We start from the raw sequence: 19559 nt of genomic DNA, 5'->3' as shown, positions 1-19559 counted from the left end.
ACCGTTGCTCTGATTAATTGACGCTTAAGCCGGTAAAGTTAATCTCGTCAACACGACATCACATTGCATAAGAGTCGCATGAGTGTCGTAAAAATAACTGAAAGAAAGGATAGAAATTATGCGTAAACTGACTGCTCTGTTTGTTGCCTCTACCCTGGCGCTGGGCGCTGCTAACCTGGCCCACGCCGCTGACACGACAACAGCTGCGCCAGCTGATGCCAAACCAATGATGCACCACAACGGTAAGTTTGCCCCGCATCATGACATGATGTTTAAAGACCTGAACCTGACCGATGCGCAGAAACAGCAGATTCGCGAGATCATGAAAGGTCAGCGTGATCAGATGAAACGTCCACCGCTGGAAGAGCGCCGCGCAATGCACGACATCATCGCCAGCGATAGCTTCGATAAAGCGAAAGCGGAAGCGCAGATTGCGAAGATGGAAGAACAGCGCAAAGCCAACATGCTGGCGCATATGGAAACCCAGAACAAGATTTACAACATTCTGACCCCGGAACAGAAAAAGCAGTTTAATGCCAATTTTGAGAAGCGTCTGACAGAACGTGCCGCGCAGAAGGGTAAAATGCCGCAAGCTGCTGAGTAATTGTTCAGCGTCTACACTATATCATTCACGCTGTGTGTGCTGATTGCCGCACAGTGTGAAACCAAACTCAAGACCGCCGCTCTTGTCCACAACACGTTTAACGAGGTGGGCAGGATCGGCGGTTTTTTCTTTGCTGCCTCTTGCACCGCGCTTGTGACACGTTATTCTCCTGAAGCCCGCGAAAATTCCACCTGGAGGGCGCGTTGTTCTTTTTTGCAAAACACCGGGTTCATCGCTAAGGCAAATCAACTCTGCTGCCGATAACAATAATCTGCAGGGTGAACATAACAATGATGAATTATGGCTGCCTGTTTACGGTGGGCTGCCGTGCTGCGCCTTTCTGGAGGGATGATGGAATACTTTGATATCCGCAAAATGCCGGTCAATCTGTGGCGAAATGGTGCGGGAGAAACGCGTGAGATTTGCTGTTTTCCGCCAGCAACACGAGATTTTCACTGGCGGGCGAGTATCGCCTCCATCGCAGCGAATGGAGAGTTTTCTCTTTTTCCCGGCGTAGAACGCGTGATTACCCTGCTGGAAGGCGGAGAAGTGACGCTGGAAGAGCCGAACACCTTCACGCATACCCTGAAACAGCATCAGCCTTTTACCTTTGCCGGTGACAAGGTGGTAAAAGCGAAGCTGACGGAAGGGCAGATGTCGATGGATTTTAATATCATGACCCGACGGGATGTCTGCCAGGCAAAAGTCAGAGTTGCCGATCGCACCTTTACGACCTTTGGTTCGCGCGGCGGCGTGGTGTTTGTTATCAGCGGAGCCTGGCAACTGGGTGATAAGTTGTTGACCGTCGATCAGGGTGCAAGCTGGCACGACGGTAAACACACGTTACGACTGCTGGAGCGCGAGGGGAAACTGCTGTTCAGCGAGATTAACTGGATGCCGGGGCATTCTCCGGACTCAGTTCAATAATGTCATATTGACCAGACAGAATTGGCCGGCAGAGAATTTTGTAGCCATCTTGATCAAAGCCGGCCGGCATTCGCGCCAGTGTAGTTGCCTCATCCAGCGTTGAAACGGCTCCCAGCCACAGCCAGTTATTGATGATATGGTACTGCGTCATTTCAGCGCGGGTTTCCTGCAGCGCAATGGCATTGCTCCACGGCCAGCAGATTACGCGAACTCTTTCCAGGGCTTCTACCAGACGCACATGATGCGCTTCAGGGCTTTCTTTCCCACAGCAGGCTCCGGCGCAGCGTTTAAGCGCGGAGCGAAAACAGGCGCGCCCGTGGCTGAGGGGTTCCAGCCCCAACAGGCCGTAGCACAGCTGTTGTTCATCGGCGAGGCTTTGCAGCGTCTGTAGCGCTGCGCGGCGGTTGGCAAACAGGCCAAACAGATTGGGGGCGTGGGAGAAATCAATATCTCGTGCGTAAACCACCTGAACCGTTCGGTCGGTAAGCTGCAAGGCACACAGCTGGCGATTGCGTCGCAGCCGTTTGTTAAACAGGGGCTGCTGTTCTTTGATAAGCCGCGCTTCCAGCAGCAGGGCGCCAATTTCTCCTGCCGTACAAATCCAGCTAATACGCCTGGCCTGACGCAGCATACTCGCTTCGTCTACGGTACGCAGATGCGCCAGCACACGGCTGCGAATATTGACACTTTTACCAATATAAAGCGGCATGGTGTCGCTATCACTGTGAAACAGATAGACGCCTGGCGCGGTGGGAAGCGCACTCAAAAACGGGCGCAGGTGCTCGGGATATTCATAGATTGCCGCTGCCTCAAATATCAGACGAGGGGCTGATTGACGCTGTACCACTGTTGACTCCAGATGCTGGTTATTCATCCAGTGTAGCAGTTTGAGGGCGATTAAAAAAGCGGCATGAGATTCAGCAGGCTAATGCCAGATAGGGCCAATCCTGGCGCTACCCGGCATTTTGAAGGGAAAAGGATTACGCTTTTTTCCAGAAATCATCAAACACGGTGATCGGTGTGCGACGTTTATGCTCAGTTTTCACGTACCAGCCTTCAATTTTTTTTGCGACGTCGGCATCCAGCGTTTTTCCTTCCAGATAGTCGTCGATGTTGTCGTAAGTGACGCCGAGTGCGGCTTCATCCGGCAGAGAAGGGCGATCGTCCTCGAGGTCAGCAGTTGGTGCTTTCTTATATAAGTGCTCCGGGCACCCCAGCGCGGCGAGCAGTTGTTTGCCCTGGCGCTTGTTCAGACGAAATAGTGGGTTAATGTCGGTACCGCCATCGCCGTACTTAGTGAAAAATCCGGTGATGGCTTCTGCAGCATGATCGGTACCCACGACAACCCCGCTGGTCATGCCGGCGATACTGTATTGTGCCTTCATACGTTCACGGGCTTTTTCATTGCCACGCACAAAATCGCTCAGTTCAATACCCGCTTCACGCAGGGCCTGCTCGCTGGCCAGCACCGCGCCCTTAATATTGACGGTCAGTACGCGGTCCGGTTGAATAAAGGCGATGGCATCCTGGCAGTCCTGCTCATCGGCCTGAACGCCATACGGTAGGCGTACGGCAATAAACTGCAGTGCGTCATTACCCGTTTCTTTTCGCAGCTCGGTGATCGCCATCTGGCACAGTTTTCCCGCGAGCGTTGAGTCCTGTCCGCCGCTAATTCCCAACACCAGCGATTTCAGAAAGGGGTAGGTCTGCAGATACGATTTCAGGAAATCCACGCTGCGGCGAATTTCTTCTTCTGCATCGATGTGCGGTTTTGCGCCAAGCGCCTGGATTATCTCTTGCTGCAGAGTCATTTAACCCCCTCCGAAAAATAAAATGATCAAAAAAATGATGTGTTAAAGCTAACGCGTTGAGGCCCAAACGACAAGGGATGCGAGCCTGATATAGCATCATTTTGTTTTAATAGAATTTTCCGAAACCACCTAAGTATCCTCTGATTGCTTGAAAAATGCGTTGTTGTGCTCCAGGCTTATATAACACGCTGAAATACAAGAGGACGGAATATGAACAAGAATCTAACAGGAATTCTGAGCGCAGCGGCTGTTTTGACTATGCTGGCAGGGTGTACGGCCTACGATCGTACGAAAGACCAATTTGTTCAGCCCGTGGTGAAAGATGTGAAGAAAGGGATGAGCCGGGCGCAGGTAGCGCAGATTGCCGGTAAACCGTCTTCCGAAGTCAGTATGATCCATGCGCGTGGGACGTGTCAGACCTACATCCTGGGTCAACGAGATGGTAAAGCTGAGACCTATTTTGTTGCTTTAGATGACACCGGACACGTGATTAACTCTGGCTACCAGACCTGCGCAGAGTACGACACCGACCCGCAGGCAGCGAAGAAGTAACAACTGTTTATTGCCTGAGCACTCGGGAAAACCGGCCACTGCGCCGGTTTTTTTATGTCACACGATCTTAATTATTGACGCGAATTATTTGCCTGAAGTGTGAGGGTGGTCATAACGCCAGGTCAAGGAGAGACAATTTAGTTGGTCAAGGAAATACCATCCGCCGGTGCAATCCCGTATACTCATTTCAGCCACCTAAAAAAGTAATTTAGCTGACGCAAGTTACCCAGAGCATGGATGCAGGTTAGGGCTTGCGGAGTGTCTGGTGACAGATAATCGCACATGAGGATCGTTTTAATGGAAAAGAAACACATTTATCTGTTTTGTTCTGCGGGCATGTCGACTTCATTGTTGGTTTCGAAGATGCGTGCTCAGGCCGAAAAATACGAAGTACCGGTTATTATTGAAGCGTTTCCTGAAACGCTGGCCGGAGAAAAAGGTCCAGTGGCCGATGTTGTATTATTAGGTCCACAAATTGCTTATATGTTGCCCGAAATTCAGCGTTTGTTACCCAACAAGCCTGTGGAAGTGATTGACTCGCTGCTGTATGGCAAAGTCGATGGTTTAGGCGTGCTTAAGGCTGCGGTTGCAGCAATTAAAAAAGCCGCAGCAAATTAATTATTTTATTTTAATTTTTCCCGTCAAAGAGTTATTTCATTAACATTCACCGCAATTATTAATTGCGGTATTTAAGGGTATTTTTCTATGAGTAACGCTATTGCTTCACTTGAAAAGGTACTCCTTCCTTTTGCTGTAAAAATTGGAAAGCAGCCACACGTTAATGCAATCAAAAACGGTTTTATTCGTTTAATGCCGTTAACCCTCGCAGGGGCCATGTTTGTATTAATCAATAACGTTTTCCTGAGCTTTGGGGAGGGGTCGTTTTTTTATTCAATGGGCATTCGACTTGATGCTTCAACTATTGAAACGCTGAATAGTTTGAAAGGCATTGGTGGAAACGTCTATAACGGTACGCTGGGTATCATGTCATTGATGGCGCCGTTCTTTATCGGTATGGCGCTGGCAGAAGAACGCAAAGTCGACTCTCTGGCTGCCGGGCTGTTATCCGTCGCCGCGTTTATGACCGTAACGCCATATAGCGTGGGTGAAGCCTATGCCGTTGGCGCGAACTGGCTCGGCGGTGCCAATATTATTTCCGGTATTATTATCGGCCTCGCGGTCGCGGAAATGTTCACCTTTGTGGTCCGTCGCAATTGGATAATTAAATTACCTGATAGCGTACCGACATCCGTGTCGCGCTCTTTCTCTGCGCTGATTCCTGGCTTCCTTATCCTCTCCATTATGGGGATCATCGCCTGGGCATTGAACACCTGGGGTACGAACTTCCACCAGATCATCATGGATTCCATTTCAACTCCGCTGGCATCGCTGGGCAGCGTAGTGGGCTGGGCCTACGTGATTTTTGTTCCGCTGCTGTGGTTCTTCGGTATTCATGGTTCACTGGCGCTGACCGCGCTGGACAGCGGTATCATGACGCTATGGGCGCTGGAAAACATCTCCATTTACCAACAGTTTGGTTCCGTAGACGCCGCGCTGGAAGCCGGAAAGACCTTCCACGTCTGGGCGAAACCGATGCTCGACTCCTATATTTTCCTCGGGGGTAGCGGGGCTACGCTGGGTCTGATTATCGCTATCTTCCTGGCATCGCGTCGTCCGGATTATCGTCAGGTTGCTAAACTGGCACTGCCGTCAGGCCTGTTCCAGATTAACGAACCTATCCTGTTCGGTCTGCCGATCATCATGAACCCGGTGATGTTTATCCCGTTCATTCTGGTGCAGCCGATTCTGGCGGCGATTACGCTGGCAGCTTATTACTCCGGCATTATTCCACCGATTACCAACATCGCACCGTGGACCATGCCAACCGGTTTGGGCGCGTTCTTTAACACCAACGGTAGCGTCGCAGCTCTGCTGGTTGCGCTGTTCAACCTTGGTATCGCCACGCTGGTTTATCTGCCGTTCGTGGTGGTAGCCAACAAAGCGCAGAACGTTATTGATCAAGAAGAAAGCGAAGAAGATATCGCTAACGCATTGAAATTCTAAATTTAATCCGGCATGGCTTCACGGTCATGCCGGACTGAACCAGAGGAAAAAAGTATGTTGGATATCGAAAACATCGTCGACACGCAGTCAGAAGCAGAAGAACTCGAAGAAGTGGTGATGGGTCTCATCATCAACTCCGGTCAGGCGCGTAGCCTGGCGTACGGCGCGCTCAAAATGGCCAAGCAAGGCGATTTCGAGTCAGCTAAGGCTATGATGGACCAGTCTCGCCTGGCGCTGAATGAAGCGCACCTCGTGCAAACGAAACTGATTGAAGGCGATCAGGGCGAAGGTAAAATGAAAGTTAGCCTGGTGCTGGTTCATGCTCAGGACCACCTGATGACATCAATGCTGGCGCGTGAGCTGGTGACTGAACTGATTGAGCTTCACGAAAAGCTGAAATAGCGAGGAGTGCATAATGCAGCTACAGATTAACGCACCGGAAATCAAAACCGTCTATGAGCAGCAGCTGTTTAATGGCAAAAATTTCCATGTGTTCATCTATAACAAAACTGAGAGCATCAGCGGGCTGCATCAACATGACTACTACGAATTTACCCTGGTTTTAACCGGGCGCTATTATCAGGAAATCAACGGTAAACGCGTATTGCTCGAACGCGGGGACTTTGTTTTTATTCCATTGGGATCGCACCACCAGAGTTTTTATGATTTTGGGGCGACAAGGATCCTGAACGTCGGTATCAGTAAACGCTTTTTTGAACAGCACTACCACCCGCTGCTGCCATTTTGTTTCGTTGCATCGCAGGTCTATCGGGCGAATAATTCGTTTCTCACCTACATTGAAACGGTTATTGCATCACTAAACTTTCGCGAGAGCGGACTGGATGAATTTGTAGAAGTGGTCACCTTCTATATTATTAACCGGTTGCGCCATCATCGCGAAGAGCAGGTGCTGGATGATATTCCGCAGTGGCTTAAAACCACCGTGGAGACCATGCATGACAAACGGCAGTTTAGCGAGAATGCGCTGGAAAACATGGTACACCTGTCCGCGAAATCCCAGGAGTATCTGACCCGCGCAACCCAGCGTTATTACAGCAAAACGCCGATGCAGATCATTAATGAAATCCGCATTAACTTTGCTAAAAAACAGCTGGAAATGACTAACTATTCTGTAACGGATATTGCTTACGAATCTGGCTACAGTAGTCCAAGTCTGTTTATTAAAACGTTTAAAAAGCTGACGTCATTTACACCTAATAGCTATCGTAAGAAATTAACTGAATTTAATCAGTAGATATTATTTGCCAATAACCCATTTTTTATAGCTTGCCCAAAATAGCGTCGGGACAGCCACGCTATACCTGACAAACGGGTTGAGCATAATACACGTCAGTGTTTTGACACTGAAGGGAGAAAGTATGAGCCAGAAATTAAAAGTCGTCACTATCGGTGGCGGGAGCAGCTACACCCCTGAGTTACTTGAAGGCTTTATTAAGCGCTATCATGAATTACCGGTTTCTGAATTGTGGCTGGTTGATGTCGACGATGGAAAAGAGAAGCTGGACATTATTTTTGACCTTTGCCAGCGCATGATCGATAAAGCTGGCGTGCCGATGAAGTTGTTTAAAACGCTGGACCGCCGTGAAGCGCTGAAAGATGCTGATTTCGTTACCACCCAACTGCGCGTAGGGCAACTGAAAGCTCGCGAAAAGGATGAACGCATTCCGCTGAGCCACGGGTATTTGGGGCAGGAAACCAACGGCGCTGGTGGGCTGTTCAAAGGTCTGCGTACTATTCCGGTTATCTTTGATATTGTCAAAGATGTGGAAGAACTGTGCCCGAATGCGTGGGTGATTAACTTTACTAACCCGGCCGGGATGGTGACGGAAGCGGTCTATCGCCATACGAATTTTAAGAAATTCATCGGTGTATGTAATATTCCTGTCGGCATGAAAATGTTCATTAGCGATGTGCTGGCGCTGAAAGAGAGCGATGACTTATCCATCGATCTGTTCGGTCTGAACCATATGGTCTTTATTAAAGACGTACTGGTGAATGGTAAATCACGCTTTGATGAACTGTTGGATGGCGTGGCTTCAGGTCAACTGAAAGCCTCCACCGTGAAGAACATCTTCGACCTGCCGTTCAGTGAAGGGTTGATTCGCTCGCTGAAGCTGCTGCCGTGCTCATATTTGCTCTATTACTTCAAGCCAAAAGAGATGCTGGCGATTGAAATGGGTGAATACTATAAGGGCGGCGCTCGCGCTCAGGTGGTACAGAAAGTGGAGAAACAACTGTTTGATCTCTACAAAAACCCGGATTTGAACGTGAAACCGAAAGAGCTTGAACAGCGTGGTGGAGCCTATTACTCCGATGCGGCCTGTGAAGTGATCAACGCCATCTACAACGACAAACAGACCGAGCACTATGTCAACGTTCCGCACCATGGGCATGTTGACAATATCCCGGCGGACTGGGCGGTTGAGATGACCTGTATACTGGGACGCAACGGCGCCACGCCGCACCCACGTATTACCCATTTTGATGAGAAAGTGCTCGGCCTTATCTATACCATTAAAGGCTTTGAAGTCGCGGCGAGCAATGCGGCACTGAGCGGCGAGCTGAATGATGTGCTGCTGGCGTTGAACCTGAGTCCGCTGGTGCATTCTGACAGCGATGCCGAGATTCTGGCGCGTGAGCTGATTCTGGCGCATGAAAAATGGCTGCCAAACTTCGCCGGGTGTATCGAGAAACTCAAAAGCGAACAACACTAACTGAGGTCGGCTATGGAACGCGTACTGATTGTAAATGCGGATGATTTTGGCCTGAGTAAAGGACAAAACTACGGCATTGTTGAAGCCTGTCGCAATGGCGTGGTCACCTCGACAACCGCACTGGTTAATGGCGCAGCCATTGACCATGCGGTACAGCTGAGTCGCGACATTCCTGAACTTGCCGTTGGGATGCATTTTGTTCTGACGCTGGGCAGGCCGTTGACGGCAATGCCAGGCCTTACTCGTGACGGGTTACTGGGAAAATGGATCTGGCGGATGGCTGAAGAAGACACCTTGCCGTTGGATGAAATTTCTCAGGAACTGGCCGCGCAGTATCAGCGTTTTATTGACCTGTTCGGGCGGGAGCCAACGCATCTGGATAGCCATCACCATGTGCATATGTTCCCGCAGATTTTCCCTATCGTGGCCGGGTTTGCTGCCCAACGGGGGATTGCGTTACGGATCGATCGTCAGACGGTATTCCAGGCGTCTGACTTGCCGCAGACGTTACGGACTTCCCAGGGATTCAGCAGCGAGTTTTATGGCGAAGCGATTTCTGAAGCCCTGTTTTTGCAAACGCTTGACGCGTCAGCAGACCGGGGAGAGTCCTCGCTGGAAGTGATGTGTCATCCGGCCTTTATCGATGACATTATTCGTCAAAGTGCCTACTGTTACCCCCGCTTAACTGAGCTCGACGTGCTGACGTCTCCGTCACTGAAATATGCTATTGCGGAGCGCGGTTATCGTCTTGGCAGTTTTCTGAACGTGTAACTCCTGAGTTTGCGGCGCATAATGCGCCGCATTTTTTTAGGCAGGTATCGTGTCGATTTTTCCGGCGCGTGACCAGACGCGGTGCGCAGTCATTAGCGTCAGCAGGGTATCCATAAACTGTGCGTCTGCACTGTCTGCCTCCACCACGCCTTCTTCTCCTTCATTTTTGATATTCAACGTTGCTTTAAACTGACGCGCATCGCCTGCCAGTGCGATAGGTTTTAAGTGCTTATACGCTTCGAGTAAGTAATATCGGGCATCACCGTTCATAGCGATATCTGCGAAATTGCCACACGGAACGATAACCGCATCGACGGTCAGCGATGGTGAACCCGCAAAGGTACCGGCGATTGTCAGGACGGAACCATCATCGGCAACCACATTACCCATTCGGGAATAGAGCAGTTTGGCGTGAACGCCTTTGGCCTGTAAGGCTTGCATGATGGCAAGCAGGTCGCCCGATTTCACCTGGTCATTAAGTAGAATGGCGACCACGCGGCCCTTAATCTCACCTTGCGCACCCGCATATAAACTGAGTGACGGCGCACTTTTCAAACCATTCACGTTAGCCGGTGGGGCGATTTTGGCCTGTTCCTCGGTTAGCTCAAAACCGAGATTATCGGCAACCGCCTCGGCGAGGGCTGTATCAATATGGGCTAACTGTTCGACCACTCTTTCCCGAATATAGGGGCGCGTAACTTTGCTGAGTTCGAAGCTGAATCCGCCGATAATATGCTGCTGTTCAATTGGCGTCTGACTTAGCCAGAACAGGCGAGGGTGCGCATAGTATTCGCCAAAAGAGGGGCTACGTTCGCGGATTTTGTTTCCTTCAATCCGTTCCTGATACGATTCAAATCCACCGCGTTTTGGTCCCGGCGGCGTTTCACGCGGCCAGTTATCATTGATGGAATTTGGTTCATAGTTGGCCGGGTTGGTATCGATGTCCATACGATGCATGCCGTCACGCTGGAAATTATGGTACGGGCAGGTCGGGCGATTAATCGGGATTTCATGGAAGTTGGGCCCGCCCAGGCGACTGATCTGGGTATCGGTATACGAAAACAAGCGGCCTTGCAGCAAGGGATCGTTGGTAAAATCGATACCAGGGACGATGTGTCCGGGATGAAAAGCGACTTGTTCATTTTCGGCGAAGAAATTATCCGGATTACGATTCAGCACCATTTTACCGACGCGTTGCACCGGAACCAGCTCTTCTGGGATCAGCTTGGTCGGGTCGAGCAGGTCAAAATCGAACTTGAATTCGTCTTCTTCAGGAATGAGCTGCAGCCCCAGTTCGTATTCCGGATAATCGCCTGCTTCAATAGCTTCCCACAGATCGCGGCGATGAAAATCGGGATCACGACCGGTAAGTTTTTGCGCTTCATCCCATACCAGCGAAGCTTTGCCCGCCAGCGGTTTCCAGTGAAAACGGACAAAGGTGGCTTTCCCTTGCGCATTTATCAACCGGAACGTGTGAATGCCAAAGCCTTCCATCGTGCGATAGCTGCGTGGAATACCCCGGTCGGACATCGCCCATATAACGTTGTGCAACGTTTCTGGCTGTAACGAGACATAATCCCAAAAGGTATCGTGGGCGCTTTGACCCTGTGGGATAGCCCAATGCGGCTCCGGTTTTACCGCATGGACGAAATCCGGGAATTTATGGGCATCCTGAATGAAGAAGACTGGCGTGTTGTTTCCCACCAGATCGAAAATGCCCTCTTCAGTATAAAATTTGGTCGCAAATCCTCGAATATCTCTGACCGTATCCGCTGAGCCTGCGCCGCCCTGAACCGTAGAGAAACGGACAAAAACCGGGGTGATTTTATTTTCATCACTCAGAAAGTCCGCTTTCGTCGTCGCGCTGAGGCTGGCATAGGGCTGAAAGTAACCATGAGCGGCCGAACCTCGGGCATGTACGATCCGCTCCGGGATGCGTTCGTGATCAAAATGGGTGATTTTTTCCCGCAGGATAAAGTCTTCCAGCAGAGTTGGCCCACGGTTTCCTGCGCGCAGAGAGTTCTGATCGTCCGCGATGCGCACTCCCTGATTGGTTGTCAGAGCAAAATCTTCGCTGCCTTTGCGAAAACTTTCCAGCGCGTTGAGTTTGTCACTTTTGGTGTCAGGCGCTTTTAAGCTGCCGGACGTAGTGGGCTGCATGCCAGGTGGTGTGGGTTCAGGTGTTGGCCGATGTGAACCGTCTGCTGGCGCCAGTGAGTCAAGTCCTGGCTGGGATTCGCTGGCATCATGAACCGGCGCTGAGTGATGGAGTGGGTGCTTATCATTCTGTGACATTAAACTCGTCTCCTGTTTTCATCGCTTAAAGGTCGTTGTTGCCGTCAAAAGCTTTAACTATAGACCACTTGCTCAGTGGTGCAGGAACTGACCGAGGACGTAAAGCGCGATGAACCAGGCAAACAGCGCACGCAAGGCAGGACGTCAGGAGGCAAAATCGGCTAAGATAGCCGTTTTCTGATTTTTAGAATTAGTCTTTAGTGAAGCAACTGATTATGAAACCTCTTCGCCAACAAAATCGTCCGGTAATTAGCTATGTTCCTCGCGTGGAGCCAGCCCCACCAGAGCATGCAGTTAAAATGGATGCGTATCGTGACGTATGGATACTGCGCGGAAAATATGTCGCTTTTGTCTTAATAGGGGAGGCGTTTCAGCGTTCGCCTGCATTTACGGTCCCGGAATCAGCGCAACGCTGGGCTAATCAGGTTCGCCAGGAAAATGAACTGAGCGATTAATGGATATAAAAAAACCGCCGGAGCATGACACTCCGGCGGTTTTTTTTGTTTTTCAGTCTAACAGACTTAGCGATGCGCCAGTTCGGCGTTATCGTCGCTGTCCAGAATTGTTTTATCGGTCTGTTTCAGCCATTGGCTGGTCAGCGTACCGGCTGTCATAGAACCGCTCACGTTCAGCGCGGTACGACCCATATCGATCAGCGGCTCAACGGAAATCAGCAGCGCAACCAGCGTGACCGGCAGACCCATAGCTGGCAGGACGATCAGCGCGGCAAACGTTGCACCGCCACCCACACCCGCAACCCCTGCGGAACTGACGGTTACGATACCAACCAGCGTGGCAATCCACATCGGGTCCAGCGGGTTGATCCCGACGGTCGGGGCGACCATTACTGCCAGCATTGCCGGGTACAGCCCTGCACAACCGTTCTGGCCAATGGTGGCGCCAAAGGAGGCGGCAAAAGAGGCGATGGATTCAGGCACGCCCAGACGACGGGTTTGCGCTTCAACGTTCAGCGGAATTGAGGCTGCGCTGGAACGGCTGGTGAAGGCGAAAGTCAGCACCGGCCACACCTTGCGGAAGTATTTCAGCGGGCTAACGCCGTTAATACCCAACAGGATCCCGTGTACCACGAACATAATGCCCAGACCGAGATAAGAGGCCACGACGAAGCTACCCAGCTTGATGATGTCCTGCAGGTTGGAGCCCGCAACCACTTTGGTCATCAGCGCCAGAACACCGTATGGTGTCAACTGCATCACCAAACGAACCAGCTTCATCACCCAGCTTTGCAGGGTATCGATAGCAACCAGCACACGCTCGCCTTTCGGCGCATCATCTTTCAGCAGCTTCAGTGCGGCAACACCGAGGAATGCCGCGAAGATAACCACGCTGATAATTGACGTCGGGTTAGCTCCGGTCAGATCGGCAAACGGGTTTTTCGGTATAAACGACAACACCAGCTGTGGAACGCTGAGGTCAGCTACTTTGCCAACATAGTTGGTTTCAATCGCGTTCAGACGAGCGGTTTCGGCCCCACCTTGCACCAGACCTTCTGCGGTCAGGCCGAACAGGTTGGTCACCAGAACCCCTACCAGCGCGGCAATCAGCGTAGTAAACAGCAGTGTACCGATGGTCAGGAAGCTGATTTTACCTAACTGAGAGGCGTTGTGCAGACGCGCAACGGCGCTGAGAATAGATGCAAACACCAGCGGCATGACAATCATCTGCAGCAGTTGGACGTAACCGTTGCCGACAATGTTGAACCACTGTACGGAATCTTTAAGAACCTGGCTGTCGGAACCATAAATGGTGTGCAGGGCGAGGCCAAACACCACACCCATGACCAGACCGACCAGTACTTTTTTTGCCAGACTCCACTGCTTGTGACGGGCTTGCGCCAGCACGAACAGCAGCACTACGAACACGATAATGTTCGCGATTAATGGATAGTTCATCCCCGTTCTCCTGATCTTATTATGCGTATCACCGTGTGACGGTGATTCTGTTGGCGCAAGATTAGCAGAACTGTGACTTGCCTCTTATATTCAAATGGAATTGTTTATGCCAAAAATAACTTTTTGGCTGATTTATTAGTCAACCTGGTGCGTTATAAAACGATTAAACTGCATTTGCAGCGTATTTATCATTTGTGATGACCAGCGCACCGCACTGTTCTCTTGTACGGTCTGCGGCATCCAGATTGCCCACGCGAACAGCGCCATGCACAGAAACCGCTCCAGTTGGTTGCCTTTTTGCGGCACGAGGATAGGCAGACGAAAACGCCAGCGGCAGGGCCAAAGCAGGGGGACGCCCGCCGGGGTCAACATGTCGGCCAGAATGTGGCTGAGATAACCGAGAACCATACCTTGTAAGGCATCCGCTGGAATTATCCAGGTATCAGGGACTTTCAGGTAAAACGTGGCCAGCAGGGCAAAAACCGCCAGCAGGCTATGTGTAAATCCGCGATGACCAAATGCCCGGGCAATGGGCTTTGATATCCACTTCAGACGCTGCCCCAGCAGGGATTTGGGATGATCGATATCCGGCAGCAAGCACGTTAAAATGGCTGAAGGAACAATATGCCACCAGTCACCCTGCGCAAGAACGGGCGTTAGCTCGGCATTCTTGGCAAATACCGCACAGGCAATAGAAAAAAGAAGGTGACCTTCCGCCGTCATGATAAAACCCAATAAACTGTCGATTCATACAGTATAGGGGTTTTATACAGTAGGCGGAAGAGGTGACGTTGTAACCCTTTGTCACAAGTGCGCCTTTACCGCGCCAGCCAACTGCCATCCACGGCTAGCGTATAACCATGTATATAGTCCGAGGCAGCACTTGCGAGGAACACGACCGGGCCTTTCAGGTCATCAGGCGTGCCCAGCGTCCGGCAGGCGGGCAATGCGATCATTGCCCGTCGCAGGATTAGCCGCGCAGGTGAGCGGCAGTGAGTTCGGTGAGCGAGGCCAGTTTGACGTCGGCCAGAACGAAGCGAGGATCGTCCTGATTTTCATGCGCAGGTACTACGATGGAACGCATACGGGCGGCTTTCGAAGCAATCATGCCGTTCACCGAGTCTTCCAGTGCTACGCAGTTTATAGGGTCAATGCCCAGTTTTGCCGCGCAATCGAGATAAACCTGCGGATGCGGTTTGCTGTAGGGCAGTTTTTCCGCAGAAGCCAGTGCATCGAAGCTGCTGCGCAGATCAAACATGGTTAGCACTTTTTCCAGCATATGCAGCGGCGAGGCGGATGCCAGTCCTACTTTCAACCCCTGAGATTTGCACAATGCCACGGCCTCACGCACGCCCGGCAGCAGTGGTTTTGTTTCTTCAACTAACGCAATTGCCCGGGTAATGATGCGCTCGGTTACTTCCTGACGTGAGGGACCGTTCCACGGTTGCTGTGCAAACCACAAATCAACCACCATGTCGATGCGTAAGCCAAGTGTATCGGGAAGTTCATGGCGGCGGGAGATATCAACGCCTAAACTTGCTATCACATCCAGTTCGGCCTGATCCCAAAGCGGTTCAGAATCGACCAGTAATCCATCCATATCGAAAATTGCAGCAAGAATTTGACGCGGGGTTGACATCACAACCTCTCCTTTACGGGTGATAAAAGGGATTAAGAGCCAGCCTGGACGGGCTCTGAGCGTTCATTATGGCTAATTCAGCAGTATACCGCCTTTAAAGATCAGGCGAAAACGATAATCAACGGGTAAACTTAGGCCAAAATGACACGTCTTAATCAAGGGGAACTCATGACGTATCAACAAGCTGGACGCATTGCCATCTTGAAAAGGCTGGTGGGATGGGTGATTTTCATTCCCGCGCTGATTTCAACCCTGGTTTCAGTACTGAAGTTTATGTATGCGCACAGCGAAAAGCAGGAAGGGATTAACGCGGTCATGCTCGATTTTGCTCATGTGATGATCGACATGATGCGTGTGAACACACCTTTTCTTAACGTGTTTTGGTATAACTCGCCGACGCCCGATTTTCAAAGTGGACTGAATCTCGTTTTTTGGCTGATTTTCATTCTGATTTTTATCGGTCTGGCGTTGCAGGATTCAGGCGCCAGAATGAGCCGTCAGGCGCGTTATTTACGCGAGGGCGTTGAGGACCAGTTGATTCTGGAACAGGCAAAGGGCAGTGAAGGGTTATCACGCGAGCAACTTGAGTCGCGTATTGTGGTACCGCACCATACGATCTTTTTACAAATTTTCCCGCTCTATATTTTGCCGGTGATCGTTATCGTGATTGGCTACTTCTTCTTTTCATTACTGGGTTTTTTGTAACTGCTGCACTATCAGGCCTGACGCGTTGTGAAACGCCAGGCCAGATAAGCAACGTGCGACTTTGCTAAGCCGCCAGTAACCGGTCCAGCGCTTTCTGCGCCACGACCAGATGCTGTCCCCCGAACAGAATAGCCCTGTTCAGCAGCGTATAGAGCTGGTAGACAGGCTGTCTGTCGAGAAAATCCAATGGTAGCGGAGAAACAGACTGATAACCGTCATAGAGTTGCGGCGGCTGATCGGTATGTAACGGCAGCATTGCCAGGTCACACTCTCTGTCCCCCCAGTAGCAGGCAGGGTCAAAGATGTACGGGCCGTTCGGGCCGAGGGCGCAGTTCCCGGACCACAAATCACCATGCAGAAGAGATGGCTGCGGCTGATGGGAAGAGAGACGCTGCTGAACATGCTCGACAATGGCGTCGATATTGCCAAACGCAATGCCTTTTTCAGCGGCGAGTTCCAGCTGCCAGCCAATACGCTGCTCGGCAAAAAAGGTTGACCAGCGACGTTGCCAGGTGTTGGGCTGCGGCGTGGTAGAGAGCGCATTATCGAAGTCGAGCCCAAACTGCGGCTGATCGCTCCATTCATGCAAATGCGCCAACTGTTGGCCGAGGATAAACGCGTTGTGCGCATCAAGCGGACGGGGAGGGAGGAAATCCATCACCAGAAAGCTGTAATCTCTGTCTGCGCCTACCGCCCAGACTTTCGGTACAGATACGGTTTGACTGCGAGAAAGTAGCTCCAGCTGATCGGCTTCCGCCGTAAAGCCGGTTAACAGCTCTCTTTCATCGCATTTAACGAAAAAATCGCGCCCCGCATAGCGTAAATGCCATGCGGCGTGGATCTCTCCGCCGGGCAGTTCGTTACGCAGTTCGATTTCGCCTTCACCTAATTGCTCGCTTAAAAGACGACTGATAGCCTGCCACATGATGTCTCTCCCCATGTTGTCTGCCAGATCATAAGGTTAGCGCAAGAATGCGGTTAAAAAACACGAACTGACGCACACCACGGACGCGTCATCGCTGGAAAGGCACTTAATGTGTGTCGTTCTTCTTCACCTCGCATCGTTGTGAAGACGCCTGGTCGCACATGATTCACTGCTTTGTAATCATGTGATTTTTTATCATAGACGTATAACACCCATGCCGACAGTTTTACGGGGAAATCCCCTTGTATCTAGACAAGGGGAAGCCGTCATTACTGAGCCAGATACGCGTATATTTTTTGCGTATCGTCTAAAGCGCACAGACGCGTACCCTGATTCAGGGTGGCGGCGCTACCTGCGGCGACACCGTAACGAACAATATCTGCAAAAGGTGCGCTCTCCGCCAGTTTAAGCGTCATGGCCCCGACCATACTGTCGCCCGCACCTACGGTACTTTGACTCTTCACCGGTGGCGGAACCACCTGGACACAGGTTTCACGATCAACGCCAAGCGCTCCTTGTGGTCCAAGCGAGACCACTACGCGATGCGCTTTTCCGCTTTGCACGATTTCCTGCGCGGCGTTGCGCACATCATCGGGCTGCGTGAGTTCGCGATTCACCAGCGCGCTCAGTTCTTTGAGGTTGGGTTTGACCAGTTCGATATTGCCGATGGTTAATGCTGCTGCCAGCGCTTCGCCAGAACTATCGACGATACAGCGAATCCCTTGTTTTTGTGCTGTGGTAATGAGCCGGGTCAGCTTCTCAAGCTGTACACAAGGCGGCAAACTGCCGCTAATAACCAGCAGTGCGCCAGACTCAATTTCCAGCACCTGATCCTGAAGTTGGTAGAACTCATCATCGGTGAGCGCAGCGCCTGGCATGACGAAACGATACTGTTCGCCGCTGGACTCAACGTGGACATGGAGATTTTGTCGGGTCCAGTCTTTAGCTTCGACGGTGGACACGGGAACATTTTCGTCGGCGAGCAAAGCAACAAGATGCTCTCCGGTGGCGCCACCCGCAGGGAAGATGGCCGTAGCGGTGCCGCCAAGATGGGCAATTGCGCGAGCGACGTTGATACCGCCGCCGCCGGGTTCAAAAACCGGCGAGGTACAGCGAAGCTTACCTTCCGGGTAGATTTGCGGCGTGATTGTTGCGCTATCGAGAGAGGGCGCAAGTGTTAACGTATAGATACGTACCATCTTTACCTCCTGTTAGGCTGTCCTCAGTCTGGCACTTAACCCCCCGAAAGTGAAGTAATTAACAACATGATTTTTCATATCTTTATTTAAAATAATCGCGTTAAAGATATATAAATAAAAAAACGGTTTAGGAACGCTCTTATTCAAAAAATGAAATAAGAATTTATTGCTATGTTATTCGAGTCTTTTTATAATTTGTTACCTTTCAAGGGTCTTTTGTCATTGATCCATATGAAAGTTTCCGAGACCGTTATGGTCTCTTTTTTTGTTGTACGGACTCTTAATAAATGAAGCTTTTGAAGACAGTGCCCGCAGCGTTACTGCTGACGGGTGGCCTGCTTGCGTCAATGCAGGCTGCCGCCGATGATTCCGTTTTTACTGTCATGGATGACCCTTCCAGCGCGAAAAAACCCTTTGAAGGTAACCTGAACGCGGGATATCTCGCCCAGTCAGGCAACACAAAAAGTTCTTCTTTAACTGCAGACACCACCATGACCTGGTACGGTCAAAATACGGCGTGGTCTTTGTGGGGAAATGCCAGCAATACCTCCTCAAATGATGAGCGTTCATCAGAGAAATATGCCGTAGGTGGCCGTAGTCGTTACAACATGACCGACTATGACTATCTCTTTGGTCAGGCAAGCTGGCTGACCGACCGTTACAACGGCTATCGCGAGCGTGACGTGCTAACCGCAGGTTATGGTCGTCAGTTCCTCAACGGACCGGTGCACAGCTTCCGTTTTGAATTCGGTCCAGGTGTGCGCTATGACGAGCACACGGATGGCACCACCGAAACACAGCCGCTGGGCTATGCGTCCGGGGCCTATGCGTGGCAGATGACGGACAATACTAAGTTTACGCAAGGTGTGTCGGTATTTGGTGCTGACGATACAACGCTCAATTCTGAAACGGCCTTGAACGTTGCCATCAACGAACACTTTGGGTTAAAGGTGGCTTACAACGTTACCTGGAACTCTGAACCACCGGCAACAGCGCCGGAGCATACCGATCGTCGTACTACTGTGTCACTCGGCTATCGTATGTAATGACAAGCCGGGTCAAATAATTGGCCCGGCTTTTCTCAATTAACGTTAAATTTATTTAATATTAAATCTGTGTTTTATTTTTAATACTTATCAATAACGCGCTATTTTCAGACGAATTCGATTTAATTGATAAATACAACGGAACCGGGACAGCGTGTGCCAGTATTTTAACCCCAGATCATCGCAGCCCAACGTAGCATCAGCATTGCCGCACAAATAACGAGCAGTATCACAACCATCTTCCAGTGTTTCTTCGCAAAGCGATTTGTTGGCATTGTCCTTTTCCTGCTCAGGTTAGATGACTTTATACAAGTGTAACAAAAACGTCAGGGTGTCAGTGAATTGATTTACATCATAGAGTGCGCGTTGATTG

The 19559-nt window shown here is 50.9% G+C and carries 21 protein-coding genes and 1 pseudogene; 12 read left to right on the top strand and 10 right to left on the bottom strand.

The window, feature by feature from the left end:
- Nucleotides 1-118: 118 nt before the first annotated feature.
- Nucleotides 119-604 (top strand): ATP-independent periplasmic protein-refolding chaperone Spy, encoded by a 486-nt coding sequence (gene spy, locus HV037_RS13870; RefSeq protein ID WP_003030629.1) that lies wholly within the window; start codon nt 119-121, stop codon nt 602-604.
- A 351-nt stretch (nt 605-955) separates the two neighbouring features.
- Nucleotides 956-1531: an environmental stress-induced protein Ves gene (gene ves / locus HV037_RS13865; protein ID WP_016152850.1), complete on the top strand. Its 576-nt coding sequence runs from the start codon at nt 956-958 to the stop codon at nt 1529-1531.
- On the opposite strand, the gene cho is transcribed toward ves, so the two are convergent.
- Together cho and nadE are read right to left on the bottom strand one after the other, a co-directional pair.
- Nucleotides 1491-2378, bottom strand: a complete 888-nt coding sequence (gene cho, locus HV037_RS13860) for an excinuclease Cho (RefSeq protein ID WP_199773179.1) — start codon at nt 2376-2378, stop codon at nt 1491-1493. The genes ves and cho overlap by 41 nt on opposite strands.
- 133 nt (nt 2379-2511) lie before the next feature.
- Complete coding sequence (gene nadE, locus HV037_RS13855; RefSeq protein ID WP_047498859.1) at nt 2512-3342, bottom strand: ammonia-dependent NAD(+) synthetase; 831 nt, start codon at nt 3340-3342, stop codon at nt 2512-2514.
- A gap of 210 nt (nt 3343-3552) precedes the next feature.
- Here nadE and osmE point away from each other — a divergent pair, with 210 nt between their 5' ends.
- The 7 genes from osmE (at nt 3553) to chbG (ending at nt 9464) form a co-directional block, all read left to right on the top strand.
- Nucleotides 3553-3894 carry an osmotically-inducible lipoprotein OsmE gene (osmE, locus tag HV037_RS13850; protein WP_003030621.1) on the top strand — a complete coding sequence of 114 codons (342 nt, stop codon included), beginning with the start codon at nt 3553-3555 and terminating at the stop codon, nt 3892-3894.
- A gap of 297 nt (nt 3895-4191) precedes the next feature.
- Nucleotides 4192-4512 carry a PTS N,N'-diacetylchitobiose transporter subunit IIB gene (chbB, locus tag HV037_RS13845; protein WP_003832547.1) on the top strand — a complete coding sequence of 107 codons (321 nt, stop codon included), beginning with the start codon at nt 4192-4194 and terminating at the stop codon, nt 4510-4512.
- Between the two features lie 87 nt (nt 4513-4599).
- Nucleotides 4600-5958, top strand: a complete 1359-nt coding sequence (gene chbC, locus HV037_RS13840; RefSeq protein WP_181500106.1) for a PTS N,N'-diacetylchitobiose transporter subunit IIC — start codon at nt 4600-4602, stop codon at nt 5956-5958.
- Nucleotides 5959-6012: 54 nt separating this feature from the next.
- Nucleotides 6013-6360 (top strand): PTS N,N'-diacetylchitobiose transporter subunit IIA, encoded by a 348-nt coding sequence (gene chbA, locus HV037_RS13835; protein WP_003030618.1) that lies wholly within the window; start codon nt 6013-6015, stop codon nt 6358-6360.
- 10 nt (nt 6361-6370) lie between these two features.
- Nucleotides 6371-7213 (top strand): transcriptional regulator ChbR, encoded by an 843-nt coding sequence (gene chbR / locus HV037_RS13830; protein ID WP_085951046.1) that lies wholly within the window; start codon nt 6371-6373, stop codon nt 7211-7213.
- A gap of 124 nt (nt 7214-7337) precedes the next feature.
- Nucleotides 7338-8693: a 6-phospho-beta-glucosidase gene (locus HV037_RS13825; RefSeq protein ID WP_103283882.1), complete on the top strand. Its 1356-nt coding sequence runs from the start codon at nt 7338-7340 to the stop codon at nt 8691-8693.
- A 12-nt stretch (nt 8694-8705) separates the two neighbouring features.
- Complete coding sequence (chbG, locus tag HV037_RS13820) at nt 8706-9464, top strand: chitin disaccharide deacetylase (protein WP_103283881.1); 759 nt, start codon at nt 8706-8708, stop codon at nt 9462-9464.
- Nucleotides 9465-9500: 36 nt separating this feature from the next.
- Here the strand turns inward: chbG and katE are convergent, their stop codons facing one another.
- A complete protein-coding gene (gene katE / locus HV037_RS13815) occupies nt 9501-11759 on the bottom strand; it encodes a catalase HPII (protein ID WP_103283880.1) in 2259 nt (752 codons plus the stop codon).
- Nucleotides 11760-11971: 212 nt separating this feature from the next.
- Here katE and cedA point away from each other — a divergent pair, with 212 nt between their 5' ends.
- Nucleotides 11972-12214 (top strand): cell division activator CedA, encoded by a 243-nt coding sequence (gene cedA, locus HV037_RS13810; protein ID WP_071600320.1) that lies wholly within the window; start codon nt 11972-11974, stop codon nt 12212-12214.
- A 66-nt stretch (nt 12215-12280) separates the two neighbouring features.
- Here the strand turns inward: cedA and tcyP are convergent, their stop codons facing one another.
- The 4 genes and pseudogenes from tcyP to hxpB form a co-directional block, all read right to left on the bottom strand.
- Nucleotides 12281-13672: a cystine/sulfocysteine:cation symporter gene (gene tcyP / locus HV037_RS13805; RefSeq protein WP_016156334.1), complete on the bottom strand. Its 1392-nt coding sequence runs from the start codon at nt 13670-13672 to the stop codon at nt 12281-12283.
- A gap of 135 nt (nt 13673-13807) precedes the next feature.
- Nucleotides 13808-14407 carry a metal-dependent hydrolase gene (locus HV037_RS13800; RefSeq protein ID WP_087050648.1) on the bottom strand — a complete coding sequence of 200 codons (600 nt, stop codon included), beginning with the start codon at nt 14405-14407 and terminating at the stop codon, nt 13808-13810.
- An 83-nt stretch (nt 14408-14490) separates the two neighbouring features.
- Nucleotides 14491-14619: pseudogene (locus HV037_RS24435) on the bottom strand (2-deoxy-D-gluconate 3-dehydrogenase); the annotation flags it as partial.
- A gap of 23 nt (nt 14620-14642) precedes the next feature.
- Entirely contained in the window at nt 14643-15311 is a 669-nt protein-coding gene (gene hxpB, locus HV037_RS13795; RefSeq protein WP_016156335.1) for a hexitol phosphatase HxpB, read from the bottom strand.
- A 168-nt stretch (nt 15312-15479) separates the two neighbouring features.
- On the opposite strand from hxpB, the gene HV037_RS13790 reads away from it, so the two are divergent.
- Nucleotides 15480-16016, top strand: coding sequence for a YniB family protein (locus tag HV037_RS13790; RefSeq protein WP_019076635.1), 537 nt, complete (start codon nt 15480-15482; stop codon nt 16014-16016).
- 64 nt (nt 16017-16080) lie between these two features.
- Here HV037_RS13790 and HV037_RS13785 read toward each other — a convergent pair whose 3' ends face one another.
- Together HV037_RS13785 and pfkB are read right to left on the bottom strand one after the other, a co-directional pair.
- Nucleotides 16081-16941: a fructosamine kinase family protein gene (locus HV037_RS13785; RefSeq protein ID WP_016152861.1), complete on the bottom strand. Its 861-nt coding sequence runs from the start codon at nt 16939-16941 to the stop codon at nt 16081-16083.
- 269 nt (nt 16942-17210) lie between these two features.
- Nucleotides 17211-18140, bottom strand: coding sequence for a 6-phosphofructokinase II (pfkB, locus tag HV037_RS13780; protein WP_181500105.1), 930 nt, complete (start codon nt 18138-18140; stop codon nt 17211-17213).
- Between the two features lie 287 nt (nt 18141-18427).
- On the opposite strand from pfkB, the gene HV037_RS13775 reads away from it, so the two are divergent.
- Complete coding sequence (locus HV037_RS13775; protein ID WP_016156337.1) at nt 18428-19186, top strand: YdiY family protein; 759 nt, start codon at nt 18428-18430, stop codon at nt 19184-19186.
- Nucleotides 19187-19353: 167 nt separating this feature from the next.
- On the opposite strand, the gene yniD is transcribed toward HV037_RS13775, so the two are convergent.
- Nucleotides 19354-19461, bottom strand: a complete 108-nt coding sequence (gene yniD, locus HV037_RS13770; RefSeq protein ID WP_003030590.1) for a small membrane protein YniD — start codon at nt 19459-19461, stop codon at nt 19354-19356.
- Nucleotides 19462-19559: the final 98 nt, after the last annotated feature.

The organism is Citrobacter sp. RHBSTW-00017 (assembly GCF_013797615.1).
GTDB classification, from domain to species: domain Bacteria; phylum Pseudomonadota; class Gammaproteobacteria; order Enterobacterales; family Enterobacteriaceae; genus Citrobacter; species Citrobacter braakii.
This window is presented reverse-complemented; position numbering and strand designations above follow the sequence as displayed.

Excerpts from the sequence above, each read along its gene's own strand:
- spy (WP_003030629.1), top strand. The coding sequence starts at position 119 with ATGCGTAAACTGACTGCTCTGTTTGTTGCCTCTACCCTGGCGCTGGGC.
- ves (WP_016152850.1), top strand. The coding sequence starts at position 956 with ATGGAATACTTTGATATCCGCAAAATGCCGGTCAATCTGTGGCGAAAT.
- nadE (WP_047498859.1), bottom strand. The coding sequence starts at position 3,342 with ATGACTCTGCAGCAAGAGATAATCCAGGCGCTTGGCGCAAAACCGCAC.
- osmE (WP_003030621.1), top strand. The coding sequence starts at position 3,553 with ATGAACAAGAATCTAACAGGAATTCTGAGCGCAGCGGCTGTTTTGACT.
- chbB (WP_003832547.1), top strand. The coding sequence starts at position 4,192 with ATGGAAAAGAAACACATTTATCTGTTTTGTTCTGCGGGCATGTCGACT.
- chbC (WP_181500106.1), top strand. The coding sequence starts at position 4,600 with ATGAGTAACGCTATTGCTTCACTTGAAAAGGTACTCCTTCCTTTTGCT.
- chbA (WP_003030618.1), top strand. The coding sequence starts at position 6,013 with ATGTTGGATATCGAAAACATCGTCGACACGCAGTCAGAAGCAGAAGAA.
- HV037_RS13825 (WP_103283882.1), top strand. The coding sequence starts at position 7,338 with ATGAGCCAGAAATTAAAAGTCGTCACTATCGGTGGCGGGAGCAGCTAC.
- chbG (WP_103283881.1), top strand. The coding sequence starts at position 8,706 with ATGGAACGCGTACTGATTGTAAATGCGGATGATTTTGGCCTGAGTAAA.
- katE (WP_103283880.1), bottom strand. The coding sequence starts at position 11,759 with ATGTCACAGAATGATAAGCACCCACTCCATCACTCAGCGCCGGTTCAT.
- tcyP (WP_016156334.1), bottom strand. The coding sequence starts at position 13,672 with ATGAACTATCCATTAATCGCGAACATTATCGTGTTCGTAGTGCTGCTG.
- hxpB (WP_016156335.1), bottom strand. The coding sequence starts at position 15,311 with ATGTCAACCCCGCGTCAAATTCTTGCTGCAATTTTCGATATGGATGGA.
- HV037_RS13790 (WP_019076635.1), top strand. The coding sequence starts at position 15,480 with ATGACGTATCAACAAGCTGGACGCATTGCCATCTTGAAAAGGCTGGTG.
- HV037_RS13785 (WP_016152861.1), bottom strand. The coding sequence starts at position 16,941 with ATGTGGCAGGCTATCAGTCGTCTTTTAAGCGAGCAATTAGGTGAAGGC.
- pfkB (WP_181500105.1), bottom strand. The coding sequence starts at position 18,140 with ATGGTACGTATCTATACGTTAACACTTGCGCCCTCTCTCGATAGCGCA.
- HV037_RS13775 (WP_016156337.1), top strand. The coding sequence starts at position 18,428 with ATGAAGCTTTTGAAGACAGTGCCCGCAGCGTTACTGCTGACGGGTGGC.
- yniD (WP_003030590.1), bottom strand. The coding sequence starts at position 19,461 with ATGCCAACAAATCGCTTTGCGAAGAAACACTGGAAGATGGTTGTGATA.